Source organism: Stenotrophomonas sp. YJH_SMC_120 (assembly GCF_059368675.1).
The window spans coordinates 197,158-213,580 of sequence record NZ_JCAFRY010000003.1; the positions used below are offsets into that span (position 1 = coordinate 197,158).

13 protein-coding genes are annotated in these 16,423 nt (G+C 67.8%); 7 read left to right on the forward strand and 6 right to left on the reverse strand.

The features are described 5' to 3' along the window. The first annotated feature begins 165 nt into the window (after positions 1-165). The 6 genes from AC5P60_RS06945 (at position 166) to AC5P60_RS06970 (ending at position 5,287) form a co-directional block, all read left to right on the forward strand. Positions 166-1,536, forward strand: coding sequence for a chloride channel protein (locus AC5P60_RS06945; protein ID WP_111173393.1), 1,371 nt, complete (start codon positions 166-168; stop codon positions 1,534-1,536). Positions 1,537-1,604: 68 nt separating this feature from the next. Further along, positions 1,605-2,060 carry a hypothetical protein gene (locus AC5P60_RS06950; RefSeq protein ID WP_483693377.1) on the forward strand — a complete coding sequence of 152 codons (456 nt, stop codon included), beginning with the start codon at positions 1,605-1,607 and terminating at the stop codon, positions 2,058-2,060. A gap of 194 nt (positions 2,061-2,254) precedes the next feature. Continuing rightward, complete coding sequence (locus AC5P60_RS06955; RefSeq protein ID WP_033833762.1) at positions 2,255-3,424, forward strand: L-dopachrome tautomerase-related protein; 1,170 nt, start codon at positions 2,255-2,257, stop codon at positions 3,422-3,424. A gap of 96 nt (positions 3,425-3,520) precedes the next feature. Then, positions 3,521-4,210, forward strand: coding sequence for a ComF family protein (locus AC5P60_RS06960; RefSeq protein ID WP_033833761.1), 690 nt, complete (start codon positions 3,521-3,523; stop codon positions 4,208-4,210). A 58-nt stretch (positions 4,211-4,268) separates the two neighbouring features. After that, positions 4,269-4,820 (forward strand): HdeD family acid-resistance protein, encoded by a 552-nt coding sequence (locus AC5P60_RS06965; RefSeq protein ID WP_033833753.1) that lies wholly within the window; start codon positions 4,269-4,271, stop codon positions 4,818-4,820. Then, positions 4,817-5,287, forward strand: coding sequence for a SecDF P1 head subdomain-containing protein (locus tag AC5P60_RS06970; RefSeq protein WP_483693376.1), 471 nt, complete (start codon positions 4,817-4,819; stop codon positions 5,285-5,287). The genes AC5P60_RS06965 and AC5P60_RS06970 overlap by 4 nt, the downstream gene beginning before the upstream one ends. Before the next feature lie 52 nt (positions 5,288-5,339). On the opposite strand, the gene AC5P60_RS06975 is transcribed toward AC5P60_RS06970, so the two are convergent. From AC5P60_RS06975 to AC5P60_RS07000, 6 genes are all read right to left on the reverse strand, one after another. Continuing rightward, complete coding sequence (locus tag AC5P60_RS06975) at positions 5,340-7,118, reverse strand: MFS transporter (RefSeq protein WP_483693375.1); 1,779 nt, start codon at positions 7,116-7,118, stop codon at positions 5,340-5,342. A 123-nt stretch (positions 7,119-7,241) separates the two neighbouring features. Then, positions 7,242-8,369 (reverse strand): N-acetylglucosamine-6-phosphate deacetylase, encoded by a 1,128-nt coding sequence (nagA, locus tag AC5P60_RS06980; RefSeq protein ID WP_483693374.1) that lies wholly within the window; start codon positions 8,367-8,369, stop codon positions 7,242-7,244. After that, positions 8,366-9,142 carry a DeoR family transcriptional regulator gene (locus AC5P60_RS06985; protein WP_005414783.1) on the reverse strand — a complete coding sequence of 259 codons (777 nt, stop codon included), beginning with the start codon at positions 9,140-9,142 and terminating at the stop codon, positions 8,366-8,368. The genes nagA and AC5P60_RS06985 overlap by 4 nt, the downstream gene beginning before the upstream one ends. Positions 9,143-9,175: 33 nt before the next feature. Beyond that, entirely contained in the window at positions 9,176-10,510 is a 1,335-nt protein-coding gene (locus tag AC5P60_RS06990) for a D-tagatose-bisphosphate aldolase, class II, non-catalytic subunit (protein WP_483693373.1), read from the reverse strand. 16 nt (positions 10,511-10,526) lie between these two features. After that, a complete protein-coding gene (locus AC5P60_RS06995; protein ID WP_024958683.1) occupies positions 10,527-11,465 on the reverse strand; it encodes an ROK family protein in 939 nt (312 codons plus the stop codon). After that, positions 11,458-12,612: an SIS domain-containing protein gene (locus AC5P60_RS07000; RefSeq protein WP_483693372.1), complete on the reverse strand. Its 1,155-nt coding sequence runs from the start codon at positions 12,610-12,612 to the stop codon at positions 11,458-11,460. The genes AC5P60_RS06995 and AC5P60_RS07000 overlap by 8 nt, the downstream gene beginning before the upstream one ends. Before the next feature lie 322 nt (positions 12,613-12,934). On the opposite strand from AC5P60_RS07000, the gene AC5P60_RS07005 reads away from it, so the two are divergent. Next, positions 12,935-16,294, forward strand: coding sequence for a TIM-barrel domain-containing protein (locus AC5P60_RS07005; protein ID WP_483693370.1), 3,360 nt, complete (start codon positions 12,935-12,937; stop codon positions 16,292-16,294). Positions 16,295-16,423: the final 129 nt, after the last annotated feature.

Below are 16,423 nucleotides of genomic sequence, written 5' to 3' on the forward strand. Positions count from 1 at the left end.
TGGGTGGGCGCGGGGAGGCTGTCAACCATTTGTATTTTAATTTGGTTTACAGATCGTCGGTGCAATAGAGCATCGAGCGAAGCGCCGCATTTCACCGCATGCTGCAAGGCGTCCAGCCACAGTGCCTGCTGCACAACGCAAGTGCTGGCGCGCAGACTCTTTCCCATGTTTGATCTTTACCACCTTCGTGGGCGCATCACCGCGCTGGTCCTCAGCGAGGCCTGGCGCCGCCGCGCCGCGCTGTGGGGCGGCGCGGTGGCCGTGGCACTGGTGGCGATCCTGTTTGCCAAGGCCAGCGATGCGGCCTTCCATCTGTTCCAGCGCATCACCTCGCACTCGCCGTGGTGGGCCCTGCTGCTTACGCCCGGCATCTTCGCGCTGCTGGCGTGGCTCACTTCCGGCGTGCTGAAGCCCACGCGGGGCAGCGGCATTCCGCAGGTCATCGCTGCGCTGGACAAGGCCGATGAGCCGTTCCGGAAAACCAACCTTTCCCCAGCGGTTTCGGCCGGCAAGCTGCTGCTGACTTCGCTGTCGCTTCTGGGGGGCGCATCGGTCGGGCGCGAGGGGCCCACCGTGCACGTAGGCGCAAGCCTGATGTATCTGTTCGGCCGCTGGTTCGGCTTCAAGGATCCCCGCGAGCTCTCGCACTTCCTGTTGGCCGGTGGCGCTGCCGGTATTGCGGCGGCGTTCAACACGCCGCTGGCCGGCATCGTCTTCGCCATCGAGGAGCTCAGCGGCCGTTTCGAACATCGCTTCTCCGGCACCCTGTTGACCGCGGTGATCGTCGGTGGCGTGGTATCGCTCGGTCTGTTGGGCAATTACACCTACTTCGGCCATGTGAGCGCGCGTCTGCCGCTCGGCCAGGGCTGGCTGGCGATCCTGCTGTGCGGCGTGGTGGCGGGCCTGCTGGGCGGGCTGTTCGCACGTGCGGTACTGGCCAGCGCGGCGGGCCGTCCGCGTTGGCTGGGCCAGCTGCGGCAGCGGCATCCGGTATTGCTGGCCGCGGGCTGCGGCCTGGTGGTGGTCATGCTGGCCCTGGTGTTCGGCGAAGGCGCGTTCGGCACCGGTTACGAACAAGCGCGCAGCCTGGTGCAGGGCCAGGCGCTGGTCGGCCATGAGTTCGGGTTGATGAAGCTGCTGGCCAACCTGGCCTCGTACGTGGCGGGCATTCCCGGTGGCCTGTTCTCACCTGCGTTGGCGGTCGGCGCGGGACTCGGCCACAACCTGTCAGTGCTGATGCCGGGCGTGGACCCGCGCGCGTTCGTGTTGCTGGGCATGTGCGCCTACCTGACCGGTGTGACCCAGGCGCCACTGACCTCGGCGGTGATCTCGCTGGAGCTGACCGACAGCGGCGACCTGCTGTTGCCGATCCTGGCGACGGTGCTGATCGCGCGTGGTGTGTCCGGGCTGGTGTGCAGGGTACCGATCTATCGCGGGTTGGCGGAGCTGTTGATGGTGCCGAAAACGGCTGAAGATGTGGCTGTCGAGGCGCCTGCTGTGCGAACGTCCCGCACCCGCGAAAATGGAGATGGCTAGGAGCAATGCAGCCTGGAGCAGCAATTCTCCTCCCAGAGGAGGTGTTGGCGACGTTACGGTGCTACTTCGTGACCGATGATGGCTCGCTTCCGGAAGTGGAGCTCGCCTACCGTGAGGCCGCCGGAACGGCCGATGCGTTCGCCTATCTGTTTGCCTGCGGTGCCCGCGTCGCGGGTTCTGGAAGCGTGCAGCTCTGGCACCGTGCGGAAGATCTTGGTCAGCCGTTCATGGGACCGGGCGACGCGCGACGCGTTCTCCAGGACGAAGTGGAACCCTTCCATGTCGGCCTTGCAGACATTGCCTGCGGCGGCGTTCTTCTGCCAGAACTGGGTGTGCTCGTCATGCGCCATGGGTTGACGCGGGATTACCGCATGGGAGCGTCATGGGGCCAGCGGGAGGTCCAGGCCTTCCTGCTCCTTCTGCACCAGTTGCAGCGGCGGGGGGGCGTGATGACCGTTCCCTGGTGGGGTGAAGAGGGCCAGCACAGGTTCGAAACCGCGTTGGCAGCCGTTGAGATTTCTTGACCGGGTTTGCCGCAAGGCAGGCACGCAACGGATAGACAACGATCATTGCTTCAATCAACGCAATCAATCAGCCCTCCATCTTCACTCCAGCAGTGAAGCTGATTCCGCGTTGCACCGTCTACCCGATGCCACGCGCGACGCAGAAGATGCGTCGACGCCGGGGCTGCACCCGGACCTGCATCGAGAGCGCGACCATGATCAACTGCCGTATCCGCAGCCTGGCGGCTGCCGTCCTGGCCCTGGCCAGTTCCCCCGCGCTGGCGATGTCCGGCGCGCCCCTGCTGCCCAGCGAGCGCAGCATCGGCACCCTCGAACCGGTGGCGCGTTTCGATGGCGCCATGCCCACCAGCGTGGCGGTATCTGAAACCGGGCGGATCTTCGTCAACTTCCCGCGCTGGGGCGATGAGGTGGCCTACAGCGTGGCCGAATGGCGCGACGGCCGCGCCGTTCCCTATCCGGATGCGCGCATCAACCGCAAGGACGGTCCCGATCCGGCGGCCCATTTCATCAGCGTGCAGAGCGTGGTGGCCGATGGCCAGGGCCGGTTGTGGGTGCTGGATACCGCCGCGCCCGGGTTCTCTGCGCCACAGGCCGGCGGTGCCAAACTGGTGGCGATCGACCTTGCCACCAACACCGTGGCCAGGACGCTGGTGTTCCCGGCCAACGTCATCGACGCGCGCACCTATGTCAACGATGTGCGCTTCGATTTCCGTGTTGGCCGCGAGGGCGTGGCCTACGTGACCGACTCGTCGCTGAGCGGTATCGGCGGCATCATCGTGATCGACCTCGCCACTGGCGCCGCGTCCAAGCGACTGGTCGGCCACGTATCCACCTCGGCCGATGCCGCCTTCGTGCCGATCGTGGAAGGGCAGCAGATGCGGCTGCGTAACGCCGACGGTTCGTCGGCGCCGTTCACCGTGGCCGCCGATGGCATCGCCCTGTCGCCCGATGGTGGCACCCTGTTCTACACGCCCTTGTCCAGCCGTCATCTGTACAGCGTGCCGACCGCGCTGCTGCGCGACCCGAAGCTGAGTGAAGCGGAACTGGCGGCGGCGGTGGTCGACCTGGGCGACAAGGGCGCCTCCGATGGCATGGAGATGGACGCCAACGGGCGGCTGTATGCCAGCGACTACGAGCACAACGCCATCCATGCCCGCGACGCGCAGGGGCGATGGACGACGGTGGTGCACGACCCGCGCATCCTGTGGCCGGATACGCTGTCGATGGGGCCGGACGGCTATCTGTATTTCACCGCCAACCAGCTGCATCGACAGGCCGGCTTCAATGGTGGCGTGGATCGCCGGCAGACGCCTTACATGGTGTATCGCACGCGTGTGGATGCCGCACCTGCGCCGACGCGGTGAAGTGATCGGGGCAGGAGGCGGGCGATGAAAATGCCTACGGGTCGTTGAGGGCGCCCCCGATAGCAACCCGCTGAGGGCGGTGACATGCTGAAGTGCATGCCTGCCTTCTTCGACCCAGTCCGCCACGTGCAGGCCGCACTTCGCGTGCTGCTACCACTTCGTTGCCTGGTCTGCGGTGACGCGGGCCACGATGGACTCGATCTCTGTAATGCCTGCCTGGCCGGACTGCCTTGGGCTGGCCGTGCCTGCCTGCGCTGCGCGTTGCCGTTGCCCGAGACCGCGTTGATCGTCTGCGGCACCTGCCGCGAGGAGGTGCCGCCACAGGCCGCAACGCATGCGAGCCTGCTGTACCTGCCGCCTGTGGATCAGCTGCTGGTGCGCTACAAGTTCCATCAGGATCTTTCGGTCGGGCGCCTGCTGGCGCAGTTGATGCAGCGCGCAGCGCCGCCGTGGTGGTGTCAGCCGCTGGTGCCGGTGCCGCTGCATAATCGTCGGTTGCGCCAGCGCGGCTACAACCAGGCGGGCGAGCTGTGCCGGTTGCTGCCGATGCCGGTCTGGCAGGGGCTGTACCGGCGGCGGCATACCGCACCACAGTCCGAGCGTACGGCCGAACAGCGCCGGGAAAATCTGTTCGACGCGTTTGCGGTTCGTGGTCCGGTGCCCACGCGGCTGACCGTGGTCGATGACGTGATGACCACCGGCAGCACGGTGATGGAGGTTGCCGAGACGCTGCGCCTGGTCGGCGCTGCGGAGGTGCGCGTCTGGGTCTGTGCGCGGGCGCCGTGATCCCCCTCTTCATCACAACGGGCTACGATGAACCCGATTCCGGATCGATGGAGAAGCCATGAATTCCCCCTTGTCTCCCCTGTTGTCGGCAATCGGCCGTAGCTGGTGGATCCTCCTGCTGTATGGCCTGGTCGCTCTCGGCTTCGGCATCATCGCCATCGGCTGGCCCTTGTCGGCGGCCATGGCATTGGCCTGGACGCTCGGCGTGATGGCCATCGTCGAGGGCGTCATCAGCCTGTTCGCCCTGATCAGTGGCGGTAGCGGCGCGTCGCGCGGCTGGCTGGCGCTGTACGCCCTCGCCTCGCTGGGCTTCGGCATCCTGGCGGTGATCAATCCGCTGGCCACCGCCAGCGTGCTGGTGCTGTTCCTGGCGGCGTGGCTGCTGGTGGCCGGCATCTATCGCATCGTGTTCGCGATCCGCGTGCGCAAGCAGATCCAGGGCGAATGGTTGCTGATCCTCAGCGGCGTGCTGGCCGTGGTGCTGGGCCTGTTGTTTGCGGCCAACCCGTATGCCGGCGTGGCGGTCACCACGCTGTGGATCGGTATCGGCAGCCTGCTGTACGGCCTGCTGCAGGTGCTGGTGGCGTTCAAGCTGCGGAACCTGAAGTGAGAACGGCGCTTCCGCTGCTGCTGGGCGCGGCACTGGCCATCGCCGGATGCACGCCGGGTGCAACCCCCGCGGTGCAGACGGTCGAGCGCCACGCGCCGCGCCCCGGTGTGGATGTGCGCCTGAGCGCGGTCGATGCGGACGGCAAGGGCACGCAGGCGCAGTGGCAGGGCGAGACCCTGGCGCTGCGCGAGCCGCCGATTGCCGGCAGCGAAGATATCGCCGACGTGCGCTACGTGCTGGATGAGGCCAAGCAACCTGGCCTGCAGATTCGCTATCGACCCGAAGCGCACCAGCGCATCCACGATGGCACGGCAGCACTGGTGGGCCAGCGAGCAGCGATCAGTGTGGATGGCCGCGTGCTGATGGTGGCGACGGTGAAAGGCCCGTTCGGTGAATCGATGATGCTGAGCGGGCTGCCGAGCATTGCCGAGGCACAGGCGTTGGCGAAGCACATCACCGGTCAGTAACGGGCGCGCCAACACCACCGCGCTTCGCGCGGAGGTCGACCAAGGTCGACCGCTACCGGGCGAACCGTGCCTCGATCTCCTCCAGTGACTTGCCCTTGGTCTCCGGCAGCCAGAACGCGGCCACCAGGAAGAACACAAACGTGCACGCTGCCCAGAACACGAACATGCTGGCGTAGCCGTAGTGGCCCACCGTGGGCAGGAAGATGGCGGCGATGGTGGTCGACACGAACTGGTTGATCAGCAGTGCGATGCTCATGCCGTTGGAGCGGATGCGGTTCGGCATCAGCTCCGACAGTGCCAGCCACACGCACACGCCGGGGCCGACCGCGAAGAACGCGACGAACACCAGGATGCAGGCGGCCACGGCCAAGCCATGTGCCGGCGGCGGTACCGGGCCGATGCGGGCCTGTTCGATGCGTAGCGGTGCCCGCGCGGCACTGGCCGGGTCGGCGAACGGATTCAGATGCAGCTTGCGGAAGAACGCACCAATCACGCTGTCGGGCTGCACGGTGCCGGCGCGCTCGATGCGCAGTTCGCGATCAGTCAGGTTGTCGCTGCGCAGGGCGCGAACATTGGTGAAGTCACCATAGGCGTACGACACGGTCAGCTGCATCGGTCGGCCCTGGCTGTCGATGCCATTGCTCAGGCGCTGCCACTGCGCGTCATCCAGCACCAGCTGCAGGCCATCGCCGCTGACCGCCGCCTGCAACTGCGGCTGCACATCGGCGCGGCCACGCTCGGCCTGGAAGAACAGCGTGGCCGCGGCCAGCAGGGCCACGCAGATGCCGCCACTGCCCAGCATCAGCAGGAACTTGCGGCCCTTGCGGTCGACCAGCAGCAGCGCGACCACGGTCATCACCGCGTTGAGCAGCTTGATTGCCACGTCGGCACCGTTGGCCACCGAACCGGACAGGCCGGCCTGGTTGAGGATGTTGACCGCGTAGGCCAGCACCGAGTTGATGCCGGTGGCCTGGGTGCAGGCCAGCACCACGCACGCGAGCACGAACGGCACCACGTAGCGGCGGCTGAGCAGCGGGTCGCGCTTGCCGTCGCTGCTGCTCGATTCCGGCGCCTGGATCTGGGCCAGCGTGGGCTCGACATCTGCGGCGGGCAGGACGCGCTGGAGGCTGCGGCGGGCTTCATCGATGCGACCGCGCCGCACCAGCCAGCGTGGTGATTCGGACAGCCAGAAGATGCCGGCGCAGAACAGCAGGCCCGGCGCCAGGCAGGTCCAGAAGATGGTGCGCCAGGCGTGGTCCTTCACCGTGAACAGTTCCTGCGCCTGCTGCGCGACCGGCAGCGAACGCACGGCTTCGGCGGCGGCATCCACGGCGTGGGCGTGGTACAGGCCGATCAGGGCTGCCAGCACCAGGCCAACGGTCAGCAGCAGCTGGAACATCGCCGCGCCGCGCCCACGTCGCTCGGGGCTGAGCACTTCGGCCAGGTACAGTGGAATCACTACGCCGATCAAACCGCCACTGATGCCCTGCAGGAGGCGCCCCAGCAGCAGCGGCGTGTAGCCGGAAGCCAGTGCCATGATCGGAATCGAGGCAGTGAACAACAGGCCGGCCAGCAGCATCGCGCCGCGGCGGCCGATCAGGTCGGCAACCATGCCGGCGAACAGCGAGGACAGCACGCTGCCCAGCAGGACCGCTGCCACCACGAAGCCGAGCTGCTGGCTGCTGAGCTGCCAGGCGTGGCTGGCAGTTGCTTCGAGATAGGGCAGGGCGCCGGCGATGATGCCGATGTCGATGCCGTACAGCAGGCCACCCAGGCCGCCGATGAAGAGCAGGTAGCGTACGGGCCAGCGCGGAGCGGTGCGTGCAGTCATCGGCATATCCCAGAAGGTGTTTCGGTGCGGATTGCTTTCTGTAGAGTCGAGCCGGGCTCGACTGACCGCGCATGGCGCGGCAGAGCAGTCGAGCATGGCTCGACTCTACAAAGGCGCGGTGCGTCAGGCTGGTGTTGCGTTCAAATCGACCACGCGCCCACCCACCACCACCTGCTCCAGGCGCAGTTCGGCGTCCAGCACCACCAGGTCGGCGCGGGCGTCGGGCGCGATGCGGCCGCGATCATCCAGGCCCAGGTAGTCGGCGGGGAAGGTGGAAACACGCTGCGAGGCATCGGCCAGCTCCAGGCCCACCTGCATCAGGTTGCGCAGCGCCTGGTCCATGGTCAGCGCGCTGCCGGCCAGTGAACCGGTAGCCAGACGCACGCAGCCGCCGCACTTGTGCACGCGCTGCTCGCCCAGTGCGTACTCGCCGTCGGGCATGCCGGTGGCGGCAGTCGCGTCGGTCACTGCGTACAGGCGCGGGATCGCACGCGCGGCCAGGCGGATCACGCCGGGATGGATGTGCTGCAGGTCGGGAATGATTTCGGCGTACTGCGCATGCGCGAGTGCCGCCGCCGCGATGCCCGGGCGATAGTGATCGACGCCGGTCATGCCGTTGAACAGATGGGTGAAGCCGGAGGCACCGGCCTGCAGCGCAGCAACACCTTCTTCGTAGGTACCGGCGCTGTGGCCGAGCTGCACGTGGATGCCCATTGCCGAAAGCGCGGGAATCAGCGCGGTGTGCTCGCCGATCTCCGGCGCCAGCGTCATCACCCGGATCGGCGCCAGCGCGTGCAGCCGCTGTACCAGCGCCAGCGTCGCCTCGATGGTGCGGTCGGGCTGTGCACCCAGGCGCTGCGGGCTGATGAACGGCCCTTCCAGGTGCACGCCGACGATGCTGGCGGCGTCGGCATCGGGCGCCGCCATCGCCGCAGCCACGCCGTGCAGCGCGTGCTCGATCTCATCCAGGCCGGCGGTCATGGTGGTCGCCAGCAGCGTGGTGGTACCGAAGCGCAGATGGGTGCGGGCGATGGTGCGCGCCACGTCGCCGCCCTGCATCAGGTCCACCCCTGCAGCGCCGTGCACATGCAGGTCGATGAAGCCGGGCAGGATCACCGGCAGCTGCAGATCGTCAGCGCCGCTGTGGTCGTCCACCTGCAGCTGGCGCACGTGGGAATCGAAGTGGACGTGGCCACGCCGCCAACCCAGCGGGGTGAGGATGCGGCCATGCAGGGAACGGGTGTCGCTCATGCGGTGGGCTCGGCGATGATCACCTCGATGCCCAGCCGCTGCAGTCCCTCGCGGGTTGCGTCGTCGATGCCGGCATCGGTGATGATGGTGTGGATCTGATCCAGCAGGGCGATGCGGTGCAGGCTGACGCGCCCGAACTTGGAGGCGTCGGTCAGTACCACGATGCGGCGTGCACGCTCGACCATGCGATGGTTGAGGCGGGCTTCGGCTTCGTCATGGGTGGTCAGGCCGAACTGCAGGTCCAGGCCATCCACGCCCAGGAACAGCGTGTCGAAGCTGTAGGAGTTGAGGCTGGCTTCGGCCTGGCTGCCCTGCAGCGACAGCGACTGCTGGCGCAACAGGCCGCCGGTCAGCAGCACGTTGATGCCGGCCGCGTTGGCCAGTTCCCAGGCGATGTTCAGCCCGTTGGTCATCACCGTCACGTCGCGCTGCGTGCGCAGGTGGCGGGCCAGGGTCATCGTGGTCGAGCCGGAGTCGATGATGATGTTGTCACCAGGCCGTACCAGGCGCGCGGCACACGCGCCGATCGATTCCTTCAGCGGCAGGTTCAGTGCGTCCTTTTCGTGGATGTCCTGTTCCTGTGGCGGCGTGCGCACCAGCGTGGCGCCACCGTGGGTACGGTTGGCCAGGCCCTGCGATTCGAAATGGGTCAGGTCGGCACGGATGGTCACCGCCGATACGCCGAAGCGCTCGACCAGATCGGCCACCTGCACCGAGCCGTGCTCGATCAGCAGCTGCAGGATCTGTTGCCGGCGGGAGCGGGTGTTGCGCATGGCCATTCTCGGTGTCGCGGGGAAAGGTAGAGATTATCCGTTCGAAGCAACGGCGGCAGCCGAACCTGCGTGGTGAGTGCGGGTTCCGGCCTGGTTGGCGCTGCAGGCACGGGCGTACTCGCCCAGGCACAGGCCGATACGGTGCTGCACCAGTGCGGTGGGGGTGTTGGCCAGGGCGCCTTCGCGCACGGCGCGGTACTGTTCCGGCAGGTACTGGCTGAGCAGCACCAGCGGCGGCGCGTGCTGTTCCAGGTTGGCGAACAGGGTCTGCACCGCCTGTACCAGCGCCGGCTCGCCCCAGTAGTAGCGGCAGCGGTCGCTGAAGGAGTAACTGCGCAGCAGGCGCAGCGCTGCCTCATCGCCCTGGTAGTAGGACTGCCAGTACTTCGGCTGCGCCACCATCACCTCGTCCAGCACCTGCGGCAGGCGCGAGCATTGTGCGGCCGGCAGCAGTTCGGCCTCGATCGCGGCCAGCGCGAACAGCGCTTCGCGGTAGGCGAAGGTCGCCGCCGGGCCGACCTTGAGGATGGCGAAGTGGTCGCGCACCAGCGCGTGCAGGCCGCTTTCGCGCTGGTAGTCGGTGGAGTGCGCCTCGAACACGATGCGTGGCTGCTGTTCCAGGAAGTCGGCCAGCGTGCTGGTGGCGGCCGGGTCGTATTCGTGCACGCTGCTGTGGTCGAAGTCGACGCCCGGCTGCACCACCATCGCGATCACGCGCTGCCACGCATCACGCAGCTGCGGCGTGTCGAACGCCTGCTGGTGGATGGCCAGGGTCTGCGCGGCGGCGGCCGGCGTGGTCACCTGCAGGCCCTCGGCAAGCGAGGCTTCTCCACCGGGAATCGGCACCTCGGTACCGATCACGTAGACCGGCGGCGGCAGGCCGTGTTCGGCGGCGGTGCGTTCGGCGATCTCGGCCAGCTCGGCCGAGCGTGCGGCAACGATGGCATCGGGCAGCGGCACCGGGTCATCGGCGCAGGACATGCTGCAGTCGAGATGGATCTTGTGGAAACCGGCGGCGACGTAGGCTTCGATCAGCACGCGCGCGTGGGTCATCGCTTCGGCAGCCGGGCGCTTCTGCCAGGCATTCGGGCCAAGATGGTCACCGCCGAGGATCAGCCGCTCGCGCGGGAAGCCTTCCTCATCGGCCAGGGTACCGACGTAGTCGCGGTACTGCGGCGGGGTCATGCCGGTATAGCCGCCGAACTGATCGACCTGGTTGGAGGTGGCCTCGACCAGCAGCACGGTGCCGTGTGCCAGCGCCACGTGCATGGCCGCGCGCAGCACCTGCTCGTTGCTGCAGCAGACGCTGTACAGGCCGACGTTGGCACCGGCGCGGTGGGAGGCAAGCAGGGTCTGCAACGGGGACATGGTCAGGCTCCGGACATCAGGAAAACGAGGGTTGGCAGGCGAGCAGGGCGGCACCACGTGCGCCACCGGCATCGCCGAAGCGCGGCGGCACGATCGGCGGTACCTGCACGCCGTTGAACAGATGGGCAGCGATGGCCGACGGCAGCTGCTGGTACAGCGGCGCGTACTGCGAGAGACCACCGCCGAGCACGATCACGTGCGGGTCCAGCGCCAGCACCAGCGCGGCCAGGCTGTGGCCAAGCAGATCGCGGTGGATGTCCAGCGCCTTGCGCGCACGTGCATCGCCGGCTTCGGCCAGGGCGATCACGGCGCTGGCGTCGGCGGCGCTGCCACCGAGGTGGCGCTCGATCATCGCCACACCGCTGCCGGACACATAGCGCTCCACGCAGCCCTGCAGGCCGCAGCCGCAGTCCAGCAGCGGCAGGCCGTGGCGCTGCAGCAGGTGGCCGGGCACGCTCCAGTGGCCCCATTCGCCGGCCAGGCCGTTGAAGCCGGACAGCAGCCGGCCGTGCAGGCAGAAGCCGCCGCCGGCACCAGTGCCGAGGATGGCGCCGAACATGCTGGGGTAGCCGTCAGCCGCGCCGCCGTGCGCTTCAGACAGGGCAAAGCACTGCAGATCGTTGCCGAAGTGGAGCGGGCGCTGCAGGCGTGCCTGCAGATCCTGCGCCACGCATTGGCCGGTCAGTGCAGGCACGTTCGCGCTGAGCTGGCGGCCGCTGCGGCGGTCACGCACGCCGGGCAGGGCGATGCCGATGGCCGCATCGCTGCGGCCGAGGGCGGCGTCCGCCTCGGCCACCAGCGCCACCACCGCCTGCAGGAAGCCGTCGTAGTCACCCTGTGGGGTGGCCACGCGGCGGCGCCAGGTGACCTGCATCGCCGCATCGCACGCCACCAGCTCGATCTTGGTGCCGCCGATGTCGATGCCGTAGCAGGCGTGGGCGATCAGCTCAGCCATGGTGGATGGTGACGCCCTTGACGACGCGGTTGACGGTGCCATCCGGGAACGGGTTGTCCGGGGTCAGGCCAAGCGCGGCCGAGCGCTGCAGCGCGAACAGCTGCGCGAAGCCCAGCCACACCGGCGCCAGCCACGGGTCGTCCAGTGCCGGCACGGTGAGGGTGTATTCGTCATCGGCGCCGATGTCCGAATGCGGGCCGATCGCCAGCACCTGGCCGGCCACGCCGTCGCGGCGCAGTTCTTCCAGCAGGTCCTGTTCGTAGCGGCGCGCCAGCGGCTGCACGCTGCGCAGCACCACCACCAGGGTGTTGCCATCCAGCGTCGACTTCGGCCCATGACGGAAGCCCAGCGGGGTGTTGGCCAGCGCCAGCACGCGGCCAGCGGTCAGTTCCAGCACCTTCAGCGCGCACTCGCTTGCCAGCGCTTCCAGCGGGCCGCTGCCGAGGTAGATGATGCGGTTGAACGGGCGCTGCGCCAGCGCCGCCACCGGTGCGTCCCACTGCGCCTGGCCTTCGCGGGCCAGCGCGGCGATCTGCTTCAGGCGCGCCACGCGCGCATCCCACGGCGAACGATCGAACACGGTCAGCGCGGCCAGCAGCATGCAGGTCAGGCTGCTGGTCATGGCGAAGGCGCGGTCGCAGCTGGCCGACGGCATCAGCAGGGTGCAGGTATCGGCACGGCCGGCCCCACGGCGGGCCAGTTCGCCATCGGCGTTGCAGGTGATGTCGAGGAAGCGCGCGTCATCCACGTCGCTGCGCACGCGGTCAACCGCCGCCACGCTTTCCGGGCTGGAACCGCTGCGGCCGAACGAGACCAGCAGGGTCGGGCGGTCGCGCTGCAGGTACAGCGCCGGGTGGGTCAGCAGGCTGGTGGTGTGCACCACGCGCACATCGGCTGGCCACTGCGCGTTGATCGCGTCGGCCACCATTTCGGCGATGAAGCCGGAGCTGCCGGCGCCGGTGAACAGCACGCGCTGGTTGGGATCGTTGAGGCTGTCGCCGAGGAAGGCCTGCAGGCGGTCGCGGGCACGCGACAGGTCCTGTGCAAGGGCTTCCCACAGCGCAGGCTGCTGGGCGATTTCGGTAGCGGTATCGGCTCCGCCAAGGCGCTGCCAGGCGGACACATCGGAAAGCAGGGTGACGTCCATTCGGAGGTTCCAGTTGGGCCAGCGCACCATCTGCGTTTTCTTTCGAAATGTCAAATAGCGAAAGTAAAAAGAAAGAAAATGTGACGCCGACTTCGCTCCGCCCAGAGCACGTCGGAAAACGCAAGAATCCGCCGGATGCCGTATCGCACAATGCTTAACAGGCGTCTGCAAGCGATTACACAAAGTATTGCGGCGCAGCAACTTTCGTTTCAATGGAATATATCTTCCTTTTTCCTTTCAATTTGTTGACATCTTTCGAATCGCTGCCCTAGAGTCGGCCCAATCGCTTTCGAAACGCCCGGTGAACGGGTTGGGAGTCCGCGTGGAAAACTGCGTTCGTCGCTCGCCGCTGATGCTGGCCCTGTTGCCGGCATTGATGCTGGCGTCCATGCCGGCCCAGGCCGAGCCGGTCGGCAACCTGCGTTCGGTCGCCGCCAGCGCCAGCGGCGACGGCGTGCAGGGCTGGGACCTGCAGACCGACAAAGGCGCGCGCATCCGCATCGAACTGCCGGCCACCGACATCATCCGCGTGCAGGCCGGCCGCAACGGCAAGCTGACCGGTGCCGGCGACAAGGCCGCACCGATCGTGCTGCCGCAGCCCAAGGCGAACGTGAAGGCGCAGCTGGAAGAAGACGCACAGGAAATCCGCGTGCGCACCGATGCACTGGTCCTGCATGTACAGCGGCAGCCGCTGCGCATGCGCCTGGAACGCCTGGACAACGGCCAGCCCACCGCGCTGTGGCAGGAACTGCAGCCGCTGGACCTGGATGCCACGCAGAGCGTGCAGGTGCTGTCCTCGCAGGCTGATGAGGGCTACTTCGGTGGCGGCCAGCAGAACGGCCGTTACCAGTTCAAGGGCCGCGAGCTGGACGTGTCCTACTCCGGCGGCTGGGAAGAGGGCGACCGCCCCAGCCCTGCACCGATGCTGCTTAGCAGCCGTGGCTGGGGCATGCTGCGCAACACCTGGAGCGATGGCAGCTACGATCTGCGCGAGGCCGACCAGGCCACGCTGCTGCACCGCGAAGACCGCTTCGATGCCTATTACTTCGTCGGCGCCGACCTGCCGAAACTGATCGAGCGCTACACCCAGCTGACCGGCCGCCCGAACATGGTCGCGCGCTGGGCGCTGTCCTACGGCGATGCCGATTGCTACAACGACGGTGACAATGCCAAGAAGCCCGGCACCGTGCCCGAAGGCTGGAGTGACGGCCCGACCGGCACCACGCCGGATGTGATCGACTCGGTGGCCAAGCAGTACCGCGCCCACGACATGCCCGGTGGCTGGATCCTGCCCAACGATGGCTACGGCTGCGGTTACAAGAAGCTGCCGGAAACCGTGCAGGGCTTGGCCAAGTACGGCTTCCGCACCGGCCTGTGGACCGAGAACGGCGTCGACAAGATCGCCTGGGAAGTGGGCAAGGCCGGCAGCCGCGTGCAGAAGCTGGACGTGGCCTGGACCGGCAAGGGCTACCAGTTCGCGATGGACGCCAACCGTCAGGCGTTCAACGGCATCCTCGACAATTCCGATTCGCGCCCGTTCCTGTGGACGGTGATGGGCTGGGCCGGCATCCAGCGCTACGCCGTAGCGTGGACCGGCGACCAGAGCAGCAGTTGGGATTACATCCGCTGGCACGTGCCGACCCTGGTCGGTTCGGGCCTGTCCGGCATGGCCTACGCCAGTGGCGATGTGGATGCGATCTTCGGCGGCAGCGCCGAAACCTTCACCCGCGACCTGCAGTGGAAAGCCTTCACCCCGGTGCTGATGGGCATGAGCGGCTGGTCGTCGAACGCACGCAAGCACCCCTGGTGGTACGACGAGCCCTATCGCAGCATCAACCGCGATTACCTGAAGTTGAAGATGCGCCTGACCCCGTACATGTACGGGCTGGTGCACGAGGCCGCGCAGACCGGTGCACCGCCGGTGCGCGGCCTGATGTGGGACAACCCGCGCGACCCGCATGCGCAGGATGAAACCTACAAGTACCAGTTCCTGCTTGGCCGCGACCTGCTGGTGGCGCCGGTGTACCGCAGCCAGGCCGCCAGCCGTGGCTGGCGCCGCGACATCCACCTGCCGGCCGGCGGCTGGATCGACTACTGGGATGGCCGCCGCGTGCAGGCCGGCGCCGACGGCCGCCAGCTCGACCGCCTGGTGGACCTGGCCACGTTGCCGGTGTTCGTGCGTGCCGGTGCGATCCTGCCGATGTACCCGTCGATGCTGTTCGACGGCGAGAAGCCGCTGGATGAAGTGACGTTCGACCTGTACCCGCAGGGCGAGTCGCAGTACACGCTGTACGAAGACGATGGCAACACGCGCCGCTACCAGCAGGGTGAGTCGAGCACGCAGCAGATCCGAGTGCAGGCGCCGGTGCAGGGCAGTGGCCCGGTGCAGGTGCAGATCGATCCGGTGCAGGGGCAGTACAACGGCCAGCTGGCGCAGCGCCGTTATGGCCTGCGCGTGCTCAGCCGCCAGGCGCCGCGTGCGGTGCAGGCCGGTGGCCGCGCGTTGCCGGCGCTGGCCGATGCGGCGGCGTTCAACGGTGCGGCTGAAGGCTGGTACTTCGATGCCAAGGAGCGCCGTGGCACGCTGCACGTGCGTACCGCTAACCAGGACATCCGCCAGCCGCTGCAGCTGCAGCTGGACTTCGCGGTGGCCGCTGCGGCCGCCGACGATGCCTATCCGGCTGCGCCGGTGCTGGGCCGCGAACTGCCGGCCGACAGCCTGCTGGTGGTCAACCGCCCGGCCGAAGAGCCTGGCCATGCGCTGGAAAATGCCCTCGACGACGATCCGGCCACCTGGTTCCGCAGTGTGCGCAACCAGGCCGTGCGCACCGGTGCGCATGAGTGGGTGATCGGCTTCGGTGAGCGCAGGATGATCGACGGCATCGACATCGCGCCGCGCAACGACAAGAACTGGAAGCACGGCCAGGTGCGCGACTACGAGGTGTACCTGGGCGACAGCAATGGCGAGTGGGGCGAGCCGATCGCACGTGGCCGCCTGCAGTTGAAGGAGGGCGTGCAGCGCATCGCGTTCCCGGCCCATGCCGGGCGCCTGCTGCGCTTCCGCGTGCTGAGCGTGCAGAACCCCGAAGGCGACGGCGCCAGCAGCACCGACCCGATGGTCACCGCCGCACAGGGCAGCGCCCGCGCATTCGATGCACTGCAGCCACGCGACGTCGGCCCGATCGCCCTGTCCACCTTCCACATCCTCGAACACCAGGAACCGGAGCGACCGGCCCGGCAGCGCTATCTCTCCGAGCTGCCGGTGCCGGCCGCGCTGGCCAGCCAGGTGCGCACCGACCAGTCCTTCCGTGGCGACGCCGGCATGCGCATGAACGGCCTGCAGTTCCGCCGTGGCCTGGGCGTCGGCGCCAACAGCCGCATCGACCTGCGCCTGCAGGGTGGCTGGCACCTGCTGCGTGCCGACCTCGGCATCGACGACGCCTGCCGCACCGCCGGTGGCCTGCAGTTCCAGGTCTGGGGTGACAACCGCCTGTTGTATGACAGCGGCCTGGTGAAGGCACCCGGCGTGGTCAAGCCGGAGCTGGACATCCGAGGCCTTTCCACCCTGAGCCTGCGCACGCTGGGTGCGCAGGGCAGTCAACCCGCCCAGGTCTGCGCCAACTGGGCCAATGCCGTACTGATCGGCCAGGAGGGCGACTCCGCCAGCATCGTCGCCCCATGACCCCCTCGTAACACCGCTCCTCCCCCCGCCCATTCCGACTACGGCCCTCGTGGCCGTGGCCCGGGAGCGTTTTGCCCGCCGAACGCCCACGCGCTCACTTATTGCGCTGCACCCCTGCCAGGAGAGAAC

Excerpts from the sequence above, each read along its gene's own strand:
- AC5P60_RS06945 (WP_111173393.1), top strand. The coding sequence starts at position 166 with ATGTTTGATCTTTACCACCTTCGTGGGCGCATCACCGCGCTGGTCCTC.
- AC5P60_RS06955 (WP_033833762.1), top strand. The coding sequence starts at position 2,255 with ATGATCAACTGCCGTATCCGCAGCCTGGCGGCTGCCGTCCTGGCCCTG.
- AC5P60_RS06960 (WP_033833761.1), top strand. The coding sequence starts at position 3,521 with ATGCCTGCCTTCTTCGACCCAGTCCGCCACGTGCAGGCCGCACTTCGC.
- AC5P60_RS06965 (WP_033833753.1), top strand. The coding sequence starts at position 4,269 with ATGAATTCCCCCTTGTCTCCCCTGTTGTCGGCAATCGGCCGTAGCTGG.
- AC5P60_RS06975 (WP_483693375.1), bottom strand. The coding sequence starts at position 7,118 with ATGACTGCACGCACCGCTCCGCGCTGGCCCGTACGCTACCTGCTCTTC.
- nagA (WP_483693374.1), bottom strand. The coding sequence starts at position 8,369 with ATGAGCGACACCCGTTCCCTGCATGGCCGCATCCTCACCCCGCTGGGT.
- AC5P60_RS06985 (WP_005414783.1), bottom strand. The coding sequence starts at position 9,142 with ATGCGCAACACCCGCTCCCGCCGGCAACAGATCCTGCAGCTGCTGATC.
- AC5P60_RS06990 (WP_483693373.1), bottom strand. The coding sequence starts at position 10,510 with ATGTCCCCGTTGCAGACCCTGCTTGCCTCCCACCGCGCCGGTGCCAAC.
- AC5P60_RS06995 (WP_024958683.1), bottom strand. The coding sequence starts at position 11,465 with ATGGCTGAGCTGATCGCCCACGCCTGCTACGGCATCGACATCGGCGGC.
- AC5P60_RS07000 (WP_483693372.1), bottom strand. The coding sequence starts at position 12,612 with ATGGACGTCACCCTGCTTTCCGATGTGTCCGCCTGGCAGCGCCTTGGC.